18 protein-coding genes and 1 tRNA gene are annotated in these 14,924 nt (G+C 65.1%); 11 read left to right on the forward strand and 8 right to left on the reverse strand.

Annotation, left to right across the window (positions count from 1 at the left end; translation table 11 throughout):
- The first annotated feature begins 22 nt into the window (after window positions 1-22).
- Window positions 23-1,849 carry an ABC-F family ATP-binding cassette domain-containing protein gene (locus A6F65_RS09820; RefSeq protein WP_083989427.1) on the forward strand — a complete coding sequence of 609 codons (1,827 nt, stop codon included), beginning with the start codon at window positions 23-25 and terminating at the stop codon, window positions 1,847-1,849.
- 35 nt (window positions 1,850-1,884) lie between these two features.
- Here A6F65_RS09820 and A6F65_RS09825 read toward each other — a convergent pair whose 3' ends face one another.
- Together A6F65_RS09825 and A6F65_RS09830 are read right to left on the reverse strand one after the other, a co-directional pair.
- The gene (locus tag A6F65_RS09825) at window positions 1,885-2,415 is read right to left on the reverse strand and encodes a DUF4199 domain-containing protein (protein WP_067788265.1); all 531 of its coding nucleotides are present in this window, start codon (window positions 2,413-2,415) and stop codon (window positions 1,885-1,887) included.
- 109 nt (window positions 2,416-2,524) lie between these two features.
- Window positions 2,525-2,938 carry a helix-turn-helix transcriptional regulator gene (locus A6F65_RS09830; protein WP_067788268.1) on the reverse strand — a complete coding sequence of 138 codons (414 nt, stop codon included), beginning with the start codon at window positions 2,936-2,938 and terminating at the stop codon, window positions 2,525-2,527.
- A gap of 106 nt (window positions 2,939-3,044) precedes the next feature.
- On the opposite strand from A6F65_RS09830, the gene A6F65_RS09835 reads away from it, so the two are divergent.
- Complete coding sequence (locus A6F65_RS09835; protein ID WP_067788270.1) at window positions 3,045-3,401, forward strand: nuclear transport factor 2 family protein; 357 nt, start codon at window positions 3,045-3,047, stop codon at window positions 3,399-3,401.
- Window positions 3,402-3,472: 71 nt separating this feature from the next.
- Entirely contained in the window at window positions 3,473-4,219 is a 747-nt protein-coding gene (locus tag A6F65_RS09840) for a CDP-alcohol phosphatidyltransferase family protein (RefSeq protein ID WP_067788272.1), read from the forward strand.
- Here A6F65_RS09840 and A6F65_RS09845 read toward each other — a convergent pair.
- Window positions 4,204-4,677, reverse strand: a complete 474-nt coding sequence (locus A6F65_RS09845; protein WP_067788274.1) for a DUF6456 domain-containing protein — start codon at window positions 4,675-4,677, stop codon at window positions 4,204-4,206. The genes A6F65_RS09840 and A6F65_RS09845 overlap by 16 nt on opposite strands.
- Window positions 4,678-4,770: 93 nt before the next feature.
- Here A6F65_RS09845 and A6F65_RS09850 point away from each other — a divergent pair, with 93 nt between their 5' ends.
- Both A6F65_RS09850 and A6F65_RS09855 read left to right on the forward strand, forming a co-directional pair.
- On the forward strand, window positions 4,771-5,343 hold the full coding sequence (locus A6F65_RS09850; protein ID WP_067788277.1) for a helix-turn-helix domain-containing protein: 573 nt from the start codon (window positions 4,771-4,773) through the stop codon (window positions 5,341-5,343).
- Complete coding sequence (locus tag A6F65_RS09855; RefSeq protein WP_205631873.1) at window positions 5,340-6,521, forward strand: glycosyltransferase; 1,182 nt, start codon at window positions 5,340-5,342, stop codon at window positions 6,519-6,521. The genes A6F65_RS09850 and A6F65_RS09855 overlap by 4 nt, the downstream gene beginning before the upstream one ends.
- Before the next feature lie 21 nt (window positions 6,522-6,542).
- Here A6F65_RS09855 and secF read toward each other — a convergent pair whose 3' ends face one another.
- The 3 genes from secF to yajC are packed head-to-tail and all read right to left on the reverse strand — an operon-like array spanning window position 6,543 to window position 9,480.
- A complete protein-coding gene (gene secF / locus A6F65_RS09860; protein WP_067788281.1) occupies window positions 6,543-7,520 on the reverse strand; it encodes a protein translocase subunit SecF in 978 nt (325 codons plus the stop codon).
- An 18-nt stretch (window positions 7,521-7,538) separates the two neighbouring features.
- Complete coding sequence (secD, locus tag A6F65_RS09865; protein ID WP_067788283.1) at window positions 7,539-9,131, reverse strand: protein translocase subunit SecD; 1,593 nt, start codon at window positions 9,129-9,131, stop codon at window positions 7,539-7,541.
- A 34-nt stretch (window positions 9,132-9,165) separates the two neighbouring features.
- On the reverse strand, window positions 9,166-9,480 hold the full coding sequence (gene yajC, locus A6F65_RS09870; protein WP_067788285.1) for a preprotein translocase subunit YajC: 315 nt from the start codon (window positions 9,478-9,480) through the stop codon (window positions 9,166-9,168).
- Window positions 9,481-9,672: 192 nt separating this feature from the next.
- On the opposite strand from yajC, the gene A6F65_RS09875 reads away from it, so the two are divergent.
- The 6 genes from A6F65_RS09875 (at window position 9,673) to A6F65_RS09900 (ending at window position 14,049) form a co-directional block, all read left to right on the forward strand.
- A tRNA-Pro gene (locus A6F65_RS09875) sits at window positions 9,673-9,749 on the forward strand.
- A 221-nt stretch (window positions 9,750-9,970) separates the two neighbouring features.
- A complete protein-coding gene (locus tag A6F65_RS09880) occupies window positions 9,971-10,384 on the forward strand; it encodes a holin family protein (protein ID WP_067788287.1) in 414 nt (137 codons plus the stop codon).
- A 116-nt stretch (window positions 10,385-10,500) separates the two neighbouring features.
- Window positions 10,501-10,935: a type II 3-dehydroquinate dehydratase gene (aroQ, locus tag A6F65_RS09885; RefSeq protein ID WP_067788290.1), complete on the forward strand. Its 435-nt coding sequence runs from the start codon at window positions 10,501-10,503 to the stop codon at window positions 10,933-10,935.
- Between the two features lie 96 nt (window positions 10,936-11,031).
- Window positions 11,032-11,526: an acetyl-CoA carboxylase biotin carboxyl carrier protein gene (gene accB / locus A6F65_RS09890; protein WP_067788292.1), complete on the forward strand. Its 495-nt coding sequence runs from the start codon at window positions 11,032-11,034 to the stop codon at window positions 11,524-11,526.
- Between the two features lies 1 nt (window position 11,527).
- Complete coding sequence (gene accC / locus A6F65_RS09895; RefSeq protein WP_067788294.1) at window positions 11,528-12,877, forward strand: acetyl-CoA carboxylase biotin carboxylase subunit; 1,350 nt, start codon at window positions 11,528-11,530, stop codon at window positions 12,875-12,877.
- A 44-nt stretch (window positions 12,878-12,921) separates the two neighbouring features.
- Window positions 12,922-14,049: a DUF3616 domain-containing protein gene (locus A6F65_RS09900; RefSeq protein WP_067788295.1), complete on the forward strand. Its 1,128-nt coding sequence runs from the start codon at window positions 12,922-12,924 to the stop codon at window positions 14,047-14,049.
- Here A6F65_RS09900 and A6F65_RS09905 read toward each other — a convergent pair whose 3' ends face one another.
- Window positions 14,050-14,409 (reverse strand): hypothetical protein, encoded by a 360-nt coding sequence (locus tag A6F65_RS09905; RefSeq protein WP_067788297.1) that lies wholly within the window; start codon window positions 14,407-14,409, stop codon window positions 14,050-14,052.
- A complete protein-coding gene (locus A6F65_RS09910; RefSeq protein ID WP_067788299.1) occupies window positions 14,409-14,873 on the reverse strand; it encodes an Lrp/AsnC family transcriptional regulator in 465 nt (154 codons plus the stop codon). The genes A6F65_RS09905 and A6F65_RS09910 overlap by 1 nt, the downstream gene beginning before the upstream one ends.
- Between the last annotated feature and the right edge of the window lie 51 nt (window positions 14,874-14,924).

The following is a 14,924-nucleotide window of genomic DNA, read 5'->3' on the forward strand; positions in this document are numbered from 1 at the left end:
CCCCCGCCCCTAGCTGGCCCGCATGGCGGAACCACCAATCCTTTCCTGGGAAGGCCTTGGCTTGCAGCAAGGCGGCCGCTGGCTGTTCGGCGGGCCTGATCGCGAGGCACTGGACCTGCATATCGGCCCGCGCGATCGCATTGCGCTGATCGGGCGCAACGGCGCTGGCAAGACCACGCTGTTCCGCCTGATCGCGGACCGGATCGAGGCGGACCGCGGGACGCGTAAGACCAAGGCGCACACGCATATCGTGCTGCTGGAGCAGGAGCCGGATTTCACCGGCTTCGACACGCTGATGGACTTCGCGTTGCACAGCACTGCCGATGGCGGACAGGCCCCGGCGGAGCACGAGGTGGAGGCCATCGCAGGCCAGCTCGGCATCGACATGTCGCGTGACGCCGCCACGGCGAGCGGGGGCGAGAAACGCCGCGCCGCCCTGTCGCGCGCGCTGGCCTTGGACCCGGACCTGCTGCTGCTGGACGAGCCGACGAACCACCTGGACCTGTCCGCCATCGACTGGCTGGAAGGCTGGCTGGAGCGTTATCGCGGCGCCTTCATCGCCATCAGCCACGACCGCGAATTCCTGAAGCGCCTGACGCGCGCGACCCTGTGGCTCGACCGCGGAAACCTGCGCCGCAAGGAAGTGGGATTCGGCGGTTACGAGGCGTGGGAAGAGCAAGTCTATGCCGAGGAGGCGCGCGCCGCCGAGCGGCTGGATGCCAAGCTGAAGATCGAGGCGCACTGGCTGGAGCGCGGCGTGACCGCGCGGCGCAAGCGCAACCAGGGCCGGCTGGAGAAGCTGTGGGACATGCGCGCCCAGCGCGCCGCCATGATCGGCCCAGCCGGCAGCGCGAAGCTGAAGCTGGCGAGCGACGACAACAAGACAAAGTCCGTCATCGTGGCGGAGAAAATCTCCAAGTCCTATGGCGACCGGGCGATCATCCGCGACTTCTCCCTGCGCATCCAGCGCGGCGACCGGATCGGCCTGGTCGGCGGAAACGGCGCGGGCAAGACCACGCTGCTGAAGATGCTGACGGGCGAGCTGGAGCCCGACACGGGCGAAGTCACACGGGCGAAAACGCTCTCCGGCGTGATGATCGACCAGCAGCGCAGCCTGATGCAGCCGGACAAGACCATAAGGCAGGTGCTGGCGGAAGGTGGCGACTGGATCGACGTGCGCGGCAATCGCAAGCATGTGCAGGGTTACCTGAAGGAATTCCTGTTCGATCCCGGACTTGTCGACACCAAGGTCGGCACGCTGTCAGGCGGGGAGCGCAGCCGCCTGCTGCTGGCGCGCGAATTCGCCCGCGAATCGAACCTGCTGGTGCTGGACGAGCCGACCAACGACCTCGACCTGGAAACGCTGGACCTGCTGCAGGAAGTGATCGCCGATTACGAAGGCACCGTGCTGCTGGTCAGCCACGACCGCGACTTCCTGGACCGCACCGTCACCATCACTCTGGGCCTTGATGGCAGCGGCAAGGTGGACGTGGTGGCCGGCGGCTATGCCGACTGGGAACGCAAGCGCAAGGAACGCCCGCAGCGCGCAGGCCGCAAGGAGAAGGCCGCTGGCGACACGGCTCCGCCCGCGCCGCCGCCTCCCCCTCCGCCGCCGAAAGCGGCCAAGCTCTCCTACAAGGACCAGCGCGATTACGAATTGCTGCCGGACCGTATCGTGGAGCTGGAGGCTGCCATCGCGCGGGGCGAGGAGATCCTATCGGACCCGGACCTGTTCACCGCCGATCCGCAGAAATTCGCCAACATCACCAAGGGCCTCGAAAACGCCCGTGCCGAAAAGGACGCGGCAGAGGAACGCTGGCTGGAGCTGGCGGAGCAGGTCGAGGGATAACAAGCCCCCCCGACCCGCGCCGCTGATTGACCGGCTCAGGCGGGCGAATTTGCGGGCAGGAACCCGGGCTTGCGCAGCAGGAACGCCGACAGCAGCGATACGAACAGCCCGACCGGGAACAGTTCGATGAAGCTGATCATCATGCGGAATGCCGGGTTGCGGTACAGCGTCACCGACGCCTCGATTTCCTTGATCCGCTCCGCGCTCTGCACGGCGTCGGGCATGGCGCGCGCCTCTGCCAGCAGGCCGTTGCTGTATTCCGTGATGAAGGCATAATCCGTGGCCGCCAGGAATAGCTCCCAGCTCAGCACGTAGAACACGCCGGCGACGGCGGTGATGGCCACGCCCAGCCCCAGAGCGGTTCCGAAGCGGATCACACCGCCCTGCTCCATGTCGCGGTACCGCTTGATGCCCACGAAGACGAGCATCATCACCACCAGCATGACGAGGTAGCCGAGGAACTCGCTGGAAGAGTGATTACCCCCTACCGACAGCAGGATCAGGGATATGATGGCGATGGCGACGACCCCGGCGATGGAGCCGAAGATCAGGGCGTAACGAAACATGGGAAGCCTCCTTTGCTGCAAGTGGCAGGTCCATGCCGCAAGCCGGGCCGCGCGCCATCGCCCATATGGGTGATTTCGGCCTTTTCGCCCGTTCGGGCCATGCAGCGCCTCAGGGCAACAATGACAGGCGCCGCGCCATGTCCACCGCCTTGCCGCGCCCGTGCACACCCAGCTTGTCATAGACATGCGCGATGTGCGTCTTGACCGTGTGCGGGGACACGCCAAGTTTCCGGGCGATTTCCTTGTTGCTCGCCCCCGTCGCCAGCCGGTCCAGCACGTCGATCTCGCGCGCGGTCAGGCCAAGCGATGCGGCCGCCTTCTCATTGCGGCGAAAATCGGCAGCGGGCGGCCGGGGCGTAAGGCGATATCCCGCGAATATGCCGAGCGCGCCGAACAGGACTGCGATGGCGATGATATAGACCTGCGTCGGCAGGCTGCGCACGAAATCGAGGTAATGCAGGAATTGCAGGACCATCACGATGATCCCTGCGGCAAGGCCGTATATCAGTGCCGTCCCTCTCATGGCCTGTGTGCTGCCAGAAACCGCCGCCGCGCTCAATGCGGTATGCTGCCACAATCGCACCACATGGCTTTGCTACGCCTGCCGCATAGTTTTGAGAGGATTTGCCATGTCGATCGACCAGTTTGCCAAAGACTTTACCGCCGCCGTGCGCGAGGATCGTGCCGATGATTACACCGCGATGTGGGCCGACGATATCGTCAGCTGCGAGCCAGGCGAAGGCCCGATGTCCCGCTGCGAGGGACGCGAGCAATTGCAGCAGAAACACGACTGGTGGAACGCCAATGCCGAAGTGCACAGCTTCGAATGTGCCGGGCCTTATGTGGTGGGCGATCAATTCGCGGTGAATTACAGCATGGATGTGACCATGGACGGGGAGCGCAACGAATTCCACGAAACCGCCATATACACCGTGCGCGACGGGAAGATCGCGGAAGAACGCTTCTTCTACCCCACTGGCGAATAATCGCTGCGCCAATTGTAGCGGACATGTGACAACGCTTGCCCTGACAGCGGCAAACCGCGATAGGCTGCGCCATGGCACTGTCCAAGGACAATCCCGAGAAGGTGGACCGTATCCAGCAGACGCCGTTCACCAAGGCGGAACGGCGGCTGCTCGACTGGCTTTGTGAGCGCATGCCCGCATGGGTCACGCCGGACAAGCTGACCTTGCTGGCGGCCCTCGCTGCCATCGGCATCGGGCTCTGCTTTGCATTCAGCGGGCAGCATCCCTGGCTGCTCTGGCTGTCAATCGCGCTGTTCGGGGTCCACTGGTTCGGGGATTCGCTGGACGGCAGCATCGCGCGCTATCGCCGCATGGAACGGCCCAATTACGGCTTCTTCATCGACCACAGCTCGGACATGATGGCCGGCTTCGTGATCCTGGGCGGACTGGGGCTTAGCCCATACGTCCGCATAGAGATCGCCCTGCTGGCGCTAGCAGGATATTTCCTGCTGGCGATCCACACGTTCCTGCTGGCCAAGGTGACGGGTGAATTCCACCTCTCCCACGGCGGGCTGGGCCCGACGGAGATCCGCATGATCTTCATCGCGCTGACTCTGGGTATCATCTTCGGCGGGCCGGACGTCCCCAGCTGGGGCGGATATTCGGTGTACGACATCGTGGTGGGCGGATGCGCCGTGCTGATGCTGGGCATATTCGCCGTCGTCACACTGTCCGTCGGGCGGCGCCTGTCGCAGGAAGACAATGCAAGGCTTGCCGCAAGGATGGCCGCGCGCGCCGAACAGGACGCCAGGCAGGACGCCGGTCAGCCGAGGCGGTAGAAGTCCGCAGCGCGCTCCAGCGCGATTTTCAGGACCAGCTTCCCGCTGCGCGCGGGCCAGGCCAGCTCCTTTTCCGCCACGGGCAACGTCTCCCCCGCGCACACCACGCGCCACAATATATCCTCCAGCCCCTTGCCCGCATGGGCGATGGCCCCGTCAAACCGCTGGCGTGCGGCAATCTGCCGCTCGGTGGGCGCAAGGCCGGTCTCGCCCGTCCCCTTAATGCGCACCGCGTCCCAGCGCATGGTGACATTTGGGCCAAGCTGCGCCCGCTCGAAATCCATCCGCAGGCACTCGCCAGCCGCCAGCAGCCGGTCGTCAAGGTGGCCGCGGGCGTGGAGCCATGACAGCGGGTTTTCGGCCAGGTTCACCGTCACCGACCGCCTGCGCTTGGCCACGCCGCCCCTGCGCCGCGGGCCTTCCTGCGTCAATTCGCGTTCCACCAGTTCGCGCTGCATCCGAATCTCCTGCTTGCCAGATGAAGGGCCACTTGACAGCGGTTAGCGATGTAGGAAATAGATAACCGAATTGGTTATTGAGGGGCCAGCATCGTGATCAACCGTATCCGCGACATCCGCAAGCAGAAGGGCATGACCCTGGCAGAGGTGGCCGCCGCCTGCACGCCCGCGACCACGGCGCAGACCATCGGGCGGCTCGAGACCGGCATGCGCAACCTTTCCCTCGCATGGATGAACCGCATCGGCGCGGCGCTGGGCGTGGATCCGGAAATGCTGCTGAAGGGGGAGGAGCGCGACGATCCCAAGATCGTGGCACGCCTGACCGAAGCCGGGGCCGAACCGCTCGCCAAGCCGCACGATGCCGTGTTGCCCACCGACCTGGACACCAGCAGCCCGCTCGTCTGCGTGGTGGTGGAGGTCCCGCAGGGCGAATACCGCGTCGGCGACCAGCTGTGGCTGCGCCAGTTCGCGCCGAGCGAGGCAGGCCGGCTGATAAACCGCGACATATTGGTCCCGCGCAGCGGCGGGCGCTTCGCCTTCGGCCGGTTGATCGACCGGCAAGGCACTCTTGTTGGCCTGTTGCCGCCCGGTGCAGGCCAGCGCCAGGTCGTGATCGACAACCCGGAATGGCTCGCCGTGGCGGAGATGCTGGTGCGCAAGCTGTGAAGCGCGTCCTGTCCATCTCCACCCTCTATCCTAACGCCGTCAATCCGCGCTTCGGAACCTTTGTCGCGCGCTCGCTGGAAGCCTTTGCCGCCACCGGGCGCTGGGACGTGACCGTGGTGAACCCCATCGGCGTGCCGCCCATCCGCTTCGGCAAATACCGCGCGCTGGCCGATGCCGCGGTGGACGGCGTGGAGGGCGGCGTGCGCGTGCTGCGCCCCACCTTCCCGCTCATTCCCAAGCTGGGCGGCAGGCTCAACCCCTCCGCCATCGCCCGCGCGGTGGGTCCGCTGGCGGAAAGCCTGCATGCCAGCCAGCCTTTCGACATGGTGGACGCGCAATTCTTCTATCCGGACGGGCCTGCCGCCGCGCAGGTCGCGCATCGCCTGCAACTGCCGCTGTCCATCAAGGCGCGCGGGGCGGACGTGCATTTCTGGGGCGCAAAGCCGTATGCCAAGGCAAAGATGCTGGAAGCATCGGACCAGGCGGCGGGTCTGCTGGCGGTCTGCGGCCCGCTGGCGGATGACATGGCAGCGCTGGGCATGGAGCGCGAGAAAATCACGCTGCATTACACCGGGCTGGACCGCGACCGGTTCCGCCCGCTGCAACACCCCGGTCTGCGCGGCCAGGTGGCAGAGGCTCTTGGCATTGCCATCGCGCCGGAAGAGCCGTTGCTGGTGACAGTCGGCGCGTTGATCCCGCGCAAGGGGCAGGAATTCGTGATTCGCGCACTCGCCATGCTGGAGCGCCCTGCCCGCCTGCTGCTGGTCGGCAAGGGCGAGGATCAGCCCTCCCTGGCGGCGCTGGCACAGGAGCTGGGCGTCGCCGACCGGGTGCATTTCCTGGGCCTGCTTGACCACGACCTGCTGCCGCCCGTCCTCTCCGCCGCCGATGCGATGGTGCTGCCGTCAGCCAGCGAAGGCCTGGCCAATGCCTGGGTGGAGGCGCTGGCCTGCGGCACGCCGCTGGTCATCACCGATGCGGGCGGTGCACGCGAAGTTGTCACCAGCCCGGACGCAGGCGTGATCGTGGATCGCGATACGGGGGCGATTGCCCGCGGTATCACCAGCCTGCTCGACAATCCGCCGGAGCGCGAAGCCGTTGCGGCCATGGCCGAGCGGTTCAGCTGGCAGGCCAACGCGCAGGCGCTGGCCGACCATTGCGACAGATTGACGGGCTGAAGCCGCGCGCGGCGGAGGCGCTCAGGCCTCGCCGCGTGCCAGCCGCTCCTGCCTGTCCGCGACGCTTTCCTCGGGGACGAAGCTGTTGCTGTTCACGCCCAGCCAGATCAGGATCGGCGCGGCCATGTAGACCGAGCTGTAGGTACCCACGAAGATGCCCAGCGTAATCGCGGCCACAAGGCCGAACAGGCTGGCAGGGCCGAAAAGCAGCAGCGGCAGCAGCGCGATCAGCAGCGTCAGGCTGGTCATCACGGTACGCGCCAGCGTCTCGTTCACGGACCGGTCGAGCAGCTCTGGAAGCGGCATCTTGCGATACTTCTTCAGGTTCTCGCGAATACGGTCATAGACCACGATGGTGTCGTTCAGCGAGTAACCGATGATCGCAAGGATGGCGGCGATGATCTGCAGGCTGAATTCCATCTGGAACAGCGCGAACATGCCCAGCGCGAGACTGACGTCGTGGAACAGCGCAAACAGCGCGCCCACGCCGAACTGCCACTCGAACCGCACCCAGATATACAGCGCAATGGCCAGCATGGCGGCGAGCAACGCATAGACGGCCTTCTCGCGGAATTCGCTGGCGACCTTGCCCGAAACCGTCTCGTTCCCGTCCCGCCGAACGTTGGGATATTCGGCGTCGATAGCGGCGATCACCTCGTTGCCGACAGCGTTCGCGCCGCCCTCGATTGCCTCGATATTTTCGGGAAGCCGGATGCGGATCGAAACCTGGTTCGCATCGCCGAAACGCTGGATGGTCGGTTCGCCATAGCCAAGCCCGCCAACCAGATCGCGCAGCGCCGGGATCGGTGCCTCTTCACGCTGTTCGAAGGTCAGGCGCACTTCCTGTCCGCCCGCAAAATCGACGCCGTAATTCAGGCCCTTGGTCATTACCAGCCCCCAGCTGGCAGCGATCAGGATCAGGCTGACGACGTAGAAAGGCACGCGCCACCGCAGGAAGCGGATGTTCGTATCGTCGGGTACGAGTTTCAGGAGTTTCATGGTTTCGTCCTCCCCGCCTCAGACGTGCAGCTCGCTCGGGCGCTTCTTGCGAAGCCATCCGGCAACCCACATGCGGGTGAGCGTGACGGCCGTGAAGACCGAAGTGAAAAGGCCGATGATCAGCACGACCGCGAAGCCGCGGATCGGGCCGGAGCCGAAAAGGAACAGCAGCATACCGGCGATGAAGTTGGTGATGTTGGCATCGTAAATCGCGCGGCTGGCTTCCTTGTAGCCATTTTCCACCGCCGCAACGACGCGCCGCCCACGCTTTCGCTCCTCACGTATTCGCTCATTGATCAGCACGTTGGCGTCCACCGCCGCGCCGATCGTCAGCACGAAACCCGCGATGCCGGGCAGCGTCAGCGTGGTGTTCATCACCGCCATGATGCCCAGGATCATGCCCACGTTCAGGACCAGTGCGGCCGTGGCATAGACGCCGAAGCGGCCATAGGTCGCGATCATCAGCACCACCACCAGCAGCGAACCGACGCCCATGGCCAGCATGCCCTTGCGGATCGAATCGGCACCAAGGTCCGGCCCGACAGTGCGTTCTTCCACGACTTCCAGCGCCACGGGCAGCGCGCCCGATTGCAGCTGGATGGCCAGCTGGTTGGCGCTTTCCACCGTGAAACCGCCGGAAATCTGGGAACGGCCACCGCGGATGGGTTCGCGCATGACGGGGGCGGAGATCACTTCATCGTCAAGGATGATGGCGAAACGCTCGCCCGTGTTCTGCGTGGTCATGCGGCTGAACTTGCGCGCGCCATCGGGATCGAAGGTGATGTCCACCACCGGCGAATTGTCCTGCGCATCGAAGCTCTGCTGCGCCTCGGTCAGCGTCTCGCCGCTGATGCCGCCCAGCCGCTCCACGACCACGCCGCCCGGCAGGCCGGCGCTTTCCGCGTAAGGGAAGACCTGGCCTTCGGCAGCGAGGCCGGAGAGGACCTCGTCCTGGCTTGCTTCGCGCACGACCAGCTTGAATTCCAGTGCGGCGGTCTTGCCCAGCAATTCCTTCAGCGCTTCGGGATCGCCCAGACCGGGGACCTGCACCACGATGCGGGTGTCCCCCTGGCGGATGATGGTCGGCTCGCGCGTGCCAAGCCCGTCGATACGGCGGCGTACCACGTCTGTTGCGGACTCCATCGCCGTCTGGATAGCATTCTCCAGCCCGGCCTCGGTCGGCGTCAGGATAAAGCGGCTGCCGTCGACAACTTCGATATTCCAGTCGCGCACCGTGCCCGCACCGTCCGTAAACGGCAGGATCGCCTCGCGCGCCGCGTCCACCATGGACGGGTCTTCCAGCATGAAGGTCAGCCGGTTGCCGCGCGTGGAGATGTCGCCGATTGCGATGCGCGGCTCGTTACGGCGCAGCGCGTCGCGCACCTGCTCCTCCAGCTTTTCCAGCCGGGTGGCGGCGACTTCCGCCGGGTCCGCTTCCAGGAGGATGTGGCTGCCACCTGCAAGGTCGAGCCCGAGATTCACTTCCGGATCGGGAAGCGAGGACGGCCATTTCAGGCCGCTGAGCGAGGTGATGGAGGGGAGCGCCGCGGCGATCGCCACCAGCGTAATCGCCCAGAGGAAGATCTTTTTCCAGCGGGGGAAGTCGAGCATGTCGGGTCTGGCCTTGAAAGTCTGGTGTGCCGGATCAGTCGTTTGCGGCCGTGCCACCGGGCGGGATGATGTCGCCGATGGTGGCCTTTACGGCCTTGACGCGGACGCCCTGCGCCAGTTCGATGTCGGCGTAATTCTCATCCACCTTCACGACCTTGCCGATCAGCCCGCCTGCGGTGACGACCTGGTCTCCCTTCTTCAGGCCGGCAACCTTCGCCTGGTGCTCCTTCTGCCGCTTCATCTGCGGACGGATCAGCAGGAACCAGAAGATGGCGATCATGCCGATGATGGGAACGAAACCCATGAGCCCGGAGCCCTGGGGTGCGGCGGCGATAAGAAACTCGATCATGAAACGGCGGCCTTGGTCCAGTAATGCGGTTGGTGCGCGGATGTGGGAAGCGTTGCCGCGAAGGTAAAGCCATCGCGTTTTCCCGTCGGCGCCGCGCCTAGCAGCAAAGCAAATGGCTGGCAATCGAGTGCACGCGTGGCAACGCTTGCCATGCCGATATACCCGCCCTATAGGCGCGCGCTCCACTGGTCTCGGGAAGTAGCGCAGCCTGGTAGCGCATCACACTGGGGGTGTGGGGGTCGCAGGTTCGAATCCTGTCTTCCCGACCAGTGGTTTTAGTTTCTTGTTGGTTTAGAGCGCGCGTCCGCGCGCTCCTCCTCGGCGCTGTCCCCTCCGCTGCGCTGCGGGGCGCCTGCGGGCGGGCGGTCGCCCTTGCGGCGCGTTGCGCCGATATGGCTCGTGTCATCGGCGCAAGCTCAATCTCCTTTCCTACACGAACCAATACGGTTCACCGGCGCGATTCCCTTGAACCGCTTCGCTAGGAAACGCCATGTCCATCATAGAGACCCTGATCGGCCCCATCGCCTCCATCATCGACAAGATCATCCCCGACAAGGAAGCCCGCGCGCGGGCCAAGCTCGAGCTGCTGGAGTTGCAGGGCACGCAGGAGCTGAAGGCTCTGGAAGTGCAGATTGCCGCCATCGTGGCGGAGGCAAACTCGAAGGATCCGTGGACCAGCCGCGCCCGGCCCAGCTTCCTCTATGTCATGTATGTGCTGCTGCTCTCGGCCATCCCGATGGGCCTGCTCGCCGCCTTCAAGCCGCAGGTGGCGCAGGACATCGCATCAGGCATGAACAGTTATCTCGCTGGCCTGCCGGAGCCGCTCTATGCCCTCTTCGGCACGGGTTACCTCGGCTACACCGCCGCGCGCCAGTGGGGGAAGATCAAGGGCGTGGAGCGCTAGGCCGCCGCCGCGCACGCCGCACACCGGCCCATCCCCGCAAACCCTTGGCCATGGGCCCTTGCATCGCTATGCCGCTGGCAAATCACGCAACAAGGCGTGGCGATGCAAGGGACATCATGGCTTCCACCGTATACATCCTCAACGGACCCAACCTGAACCTGCTGGGCACGCGCGAGCCCGACATCTACGGCTCCGAAACGCTCGACGATATTGCCGGCAAGCTGCACGACCAGGCAGCCGCGCTCGATATCGAGATCGAAATGCGCCAGTCGAATCACGAAGGCCACCTGTGCGACTGGCTGCACGAGGCGCAGGGCGTGGAGGCGAAAGCCGTCATCCTGAACGCCGGTGCCCTCACCCACACCTCGCTTGCGCTCTACGACGCCATCCGCGCCATCCGCGTGCCGGTGATCGAAGTGCACCTGTCCAATCCGCATGCGCGCGAGGCCTATCGCCACAAGAGTTTCGTCGCGATGGCGGCAAGCGGCACAATCGCGGGCTTCGGCGCGGTGGGCTATGAAATGGCGCTGGACGCCGCCGCGCGCCTCTGACCCAGGAAATCGCAGGACGGCAATTCGCGGCAAGGCTTGCCAAGCCAGCGCGCGCGGAATAGCCGGTTCTGCAACAGACCCCCTCAAGAGGACCTTATGGCCGACACCAAGGGAAAGTCCGGCTCTGCCGGCATGAAAATCGATAGCGCGCTGGTTCGTGAACTGGCCGATATGCTGGCCGAAACCGGCCTGACCGAAATCGAGGTAGAGGACGGGGACCGCAAAATCCGCGTCTCGCGCGGAGCGGTTGCCGCTGCTGCACCGGCGCCTGCGATGATCGCCGCCGCACCTGCCGCTGCGCCCGCCCCCGCTGCCGCCTCCGCCGCCCCGGCTGCGGATGCCGCACCGGCCTCCCATGCCGATGCCGTGAAGTCGCCCATGGTCGGCACTGCCTATCTATCCGGCGAGCCGGGAAGCCCGCCCTTCGTGTCCGTCGGCGACACGGTGAAGGAAGGCGACACGCTGCTGATCGTCGAAGCCATGAAGGTAATGAACCCGATCACCGCACCAAAGGCCGGGAAGGTCACGGAAATTCTGGTCGAGAACGCCGGACCCGTCGAGTTCGACCAGCCGCTGGTGGTGATTTCCTGACATGGGCATTTCGCGCCTGCTGATTGCCAATCGCGGGGAAATTGCCCTGCGCATCCACCGCGCCGCCCATGAAATGGGTATCGAGACGGTCGCGGTGCACTCCACCGCCGATGCCGATGCCATGCATGTGCGGCTGGCCGACCATGCCGTGTGCATCGGCCCGCCGCCTGCCACGGACAGCTACCTGAACCAGGCCGCGATCATCTCCGCTGCGGAAATCAGCGGTGCAGATGCCATCCATCCCGGTTACGGCTTCCTGTCCGAAAATGCGCAATTCGCCGAAGTGGTGGAAGCGCATGATGTGGTGTGGGTCGGCCCCAAGCCCGAACATATCCGCACCATGGGCGACAAGGTTGCCGCCAAGAAGACCGCGGGCGAGCTCGGCCTGCCGCTGGTCCCGGGCAGCGACGGCGCCGTCTCCGAAGTGGAAGAGGCGCGCAAGATCGCGGCTGAAATCGGCTATCCCGTGATCATCAAGGCCGCGAGCGGCGGCGGCGGGCGCGGCATGAAGGTGTGCGACAGCCCCGAAAAGCTCGAAACGCTGATGCAGCAGGCGGGCAGCGAGGCGAAGGCCGCCTTTGGCGATGCCACCGTCTATATCGAGAAATACCTCGGCAATCCGCGCCACATCGAATTCCAGGTGTTCGGCGACGGGCGCGGCGGGGCGATCCACCTTGGCGAGCGCGACTGTTCCTTGCAGCGCCGCCACCAGAAGGTGTTCGAAGAAGCGCCCAGCCCCGTCATCACCGAAGAAGACCGGATGCGCATGGGCGAGGTCTGCGCGCAGGCCATGCGCGACATGCAGTATCGCGGCGCGGGCACGATCGAATTCCTGTGGGAAAACGGCGAGTTCTATTTCATCGAAATGAACACCCGCCTGCAGGTGGAACACCCGGTCACGGAAGCCATCACCGGCATGGACCTGGTGCGCGAACAGATCCGCATCGCCGATGGGCGCGACCTGTCCGTGACGCAGGACGAAATCGAATTCCAGGGCCACGCCATCGAATGCCGCATCAATGCGGAAGACCCTTGGACCTTCGCCCCCAGCCCCGGGAAGGTGACCTATTACCACGCCGCCGGCGGCATGCATGTGCGCGTGGATAGCGGCCTTTACGCAGGCTATTCCATCCCGCCCTATTACGATTCCATGATCGCCAAGCTGATCGTTTTCGGCCGCACGCGCGAGCGCTGCATCATGCGCCTGCGCCGCGCGCTGGAAGAAATGGTGGTGGAAGGGGTGAAGACCTCCATCCCCATGCACCAGGAACTGATCCGCGAACCCGACGTGCTGAGCGGCGATTACACGATCAAGTGGCTGGAGGAGTGGCTGGCCAAGCGCGAGGGCTGACGCCGCCGCCATGAACCAATCGCCGCCTGCGGCATTGGTCTGGCATGAGCGTGAATATCCTGGCTCCCCAGCCTTTCACCAAGACAGACAACCTGCCCGCCCCGCGCGAGCCCGTCGGCCATATCAAGCTCTCCTTCGGCGGCGATGCCAGCGAGGATGACGAGCATCCGCTGTGGGACATCTCGGCCTGCGGCGTCATCGGGCAGACGCTGTTCGTGGCGGGCGACGAGGCGCACGGCGTCGAGCGGCTGACCCCGGCGCAGCACGGCTGGCTGGGCGACCACAAGGCGTTCCACCTGCATGACTTCGTGGAATTGCGCGATCCGGAGGAGGAGATGGACATCGAAGGGATGGCCATTTCCGACAATTGGCTTTGGGTCACCGGCAGCCATTCGCGCACCCGACCGGACCCGCGCGACGATGGCGATACGCCCGACTGCATCGATATCGCCCATATCGCGGATTTGAAGGACACGCGGCCGCGCTGCGTGCTGGCGCGCATCCCGCTGCTGTTCGACGAGGAAGGCCATGCCATCCCTGTGAAGGACGATGGCGATCGCCACGCCGGCCTCGTTCGCCAGCGCAAGGACCAAGGCAGCAAACTGAAACGCTATCTGGCCAAACACCCCCTCCTCGGCCCGTCCTGCGCGCTGGCGGCCAAGGAGGGCGGGCTCGATATCGAAGGCATTGCGGTCAAGGCCGAGCGCGTGGCGCTGGGCCTGCGCGGGCCGACGATCCAGACCTTTGCCGTGCTGGTGGAACCGCAGATCGAGCCGAAGAAGAGCGGCAAGCTGCACCTGCCGAGCGCGCCGATGATTCGCCTGTGCGACCTCGGCGGCCTGGGCATACGCGACCTGCTGGCGAGCGACGACGGCGACGACCTGCTGATCCTGGCCGGCCCGACGCAGGACCTGGATGGCCGCTGCGCCATCTATCGCTGGAAGGACTGGGCAAACGAGCCGCCTGAACACGAGGAAACTGTCCGCCTCCACCGCCCCGAACGCCTGTTCGACCTGCCGGTGAAGCTGGACGCCGACCATCCCGAAGGCATCGAATACTGGACCGGCGAGGACGGCGAGACGAAGCTGCTGGTGCTGTACGACAGTCCCAACCCGGACCGCATCGATGCGGAGAAGGCCACGATCCTGGGCGACCTGTTCGACCTCGACTGATCAGCGCAGTGGCGGCTCGCCCTTGCGGAACCAGCGCATCAGCAGCCACCAATTGATCACTTGGAGCAGCGCGAACATCAGCAGCACACCCGTGAATGCAATCACCATTTCAAGGTTCGTGCGCGGGCCGGGGTTCATATCCTGCTTGATCGCGATGAGCAGCAGCAGGACCGTCAGGAAGATCTGGTAATAGGCATGCATCCGCAGCGCCGTCCGGCGTTTGTAGTCCGCCCGGCCGCGCAGCCAGACAGGCAGTTTGCGCCGTTTCGGTAGCGTCCGGTCGAGATAATTCGCATGCCAGAATTGCAGCGCGAGGATCACGCTCGCGCTGGCCAGAAGGCCCAGCGTCGTGGACGGCATCAACCCAGCGGAACCCCCGGTTCGTGCTTGCTGGTGCGGATGGTCAGGCTGGTCTTCACGCTCGACACATTCGGCGCAGGCGTCAGCTTGCCGGTCAGGAATTCCTGGAAGCTCTGCAGGTCGCGGCTCACGATCTTCAGGATGAAGTCGATCTCGCCGTTCAGCATGTGGCATTCGCGCACTTCGGGCAGCGTCATGATATGCTCTTCGAACGCACGGAGGTCTTCCTCGGCTTGGCTCTTCAGGCTGACCATGGCGAAGACGGTGATGGCGAAGCCCAGCTTCGATGCGTCGAGCTCCGCATGGTAGCCCTTGATGACGCCTTCTTCTTCCAGTGTGCGGACGCGGCGCAGGCAGGGCGGCGCGGTCAGGCCAACGCGCTGCGCCAGCTCCACATTCGTGACGCGGCCTTCATCCTGCAATTCGGCCAGCAGCCGCCGGTCGATCGTATCGAGTGTCGCCATCGCCCCAGACCCCTCCAAGAACATCACACTGCGGCAATTATCCACACATAA

Source organism: Paraurantiacibacter namhicola (assembly GCF_001687545.1).
Classification (GTDB): Bacteria; Pseudomonadota; Alphaproteobacteria; order Sphingomonadales; family Sphingomonadaceae; genus Paraurantiacibacter; species Paraurantiacibacter namhicola.

Coding starts and splice junctions, on each gene's coding strand:
- A6F65_RS09840 (WP_067788272.1), top strand. CDS start 3,473: ATGGCACTGTCCAAGGACAATCCCGAGAAGGTGGACCGTATCCAGCAG.
- A6F65_RS09830 (WP_067788268.1), bottom strand. CDS start 2,938: ATGAGAGGGACGGCACTGATATACGGCCTTGCCGCAGGGATCATCGTG.
- A6F65_RS09820 (WP_083989427.1), top strand. CDS start 23: ATGGCGGAACCACCAATCCTTTCCTGGGAAGGCCTTGGCTTGCAGCAA.
- accB (WP_067788292.1), top strand. CDS start 11,032: ATGGCCGACACCAAGGGAAAGTCCGGCTCTGCCGGCATGAAAATCGAT.
- accC (WP_067788294.1), top strand. CDS start 11,528: ATGGGCATTTCGCGCCTGCTGATTGCCAATCGCGGGGAAATTGCCCTG.
- A6F65_RS09900 (WP_067788295.1), top strand. CDS start 12,922: ATGAGCGTGAATATCCTGGCTCCCCAGCCTTTCACCAAGACAGACAAC.
- A6F65_RS09910 (WP_067788299.1), bottom strand. CDS start 14,873: ATGGCGACACTCGATACGATCGACCGGCGGCTGCTGGCCGAATTGCAG.
- A6F65_RS09845 (WP_067788274.1), bottom strand. CDS start 4,677: ATGCAGCGCGAACTGGTGGAACGCGAATTGACGCAGGAAGGCCCGCGG.
- secD (WP_067788283.1), bottom strand. CDS start 9,131: ATGCTCGACTTCCCCCGCTGGAAAAAGATCTTCCTCTGGGCGATTACG.
- secF (WP_067788281.1), bottom strand. CDS start 7,520: ATGAAACTCCTGAAACTCGTACCCGACGATACGAACATCCGCTTCCTG.
- A6F65_RS09905 (WP_067788297.1), bottom strand. CDS start 14,409: ATGCCGTCCACGACGCTGGGCCTTCTGGCCAGCGCGAGCGTGATCCTC.
- yajC (WP_067788285.1), bottom strand. CDS start 9,480: ATGATCGAGTTTCTTATCGCCGCCGCACCCCAGGGCTCCGGGCTCATG.
- A6F65_RS09880 (WP_067788287.1), top strand. CDS start 9,971: ATGTCCATCATAGAGACCCTGATCGGCCCCATCGCCTCCATCATCGAC.
- A6F65_RS09825 (WP_067788265.1), bottom strand. CDS start 2,415: ATGTTTCGTTACGCCCTGATCTTCGGCTCCATCGCCGGGGTCGTCGCC.
- A6F65_RS09835 (WP_067788270.1), top strand. CDS start 3,045: ATGTCGATCGACCAGTTTGCCAAAGACTTTACCGCCGCCGTGCGCGAG.
- aroQ (WP_067788290.1), top strand. CDS start 10,501: ATGGCTTCCACCGTATACATCCTCAACGGACCCAACCTGAACCTGCTG.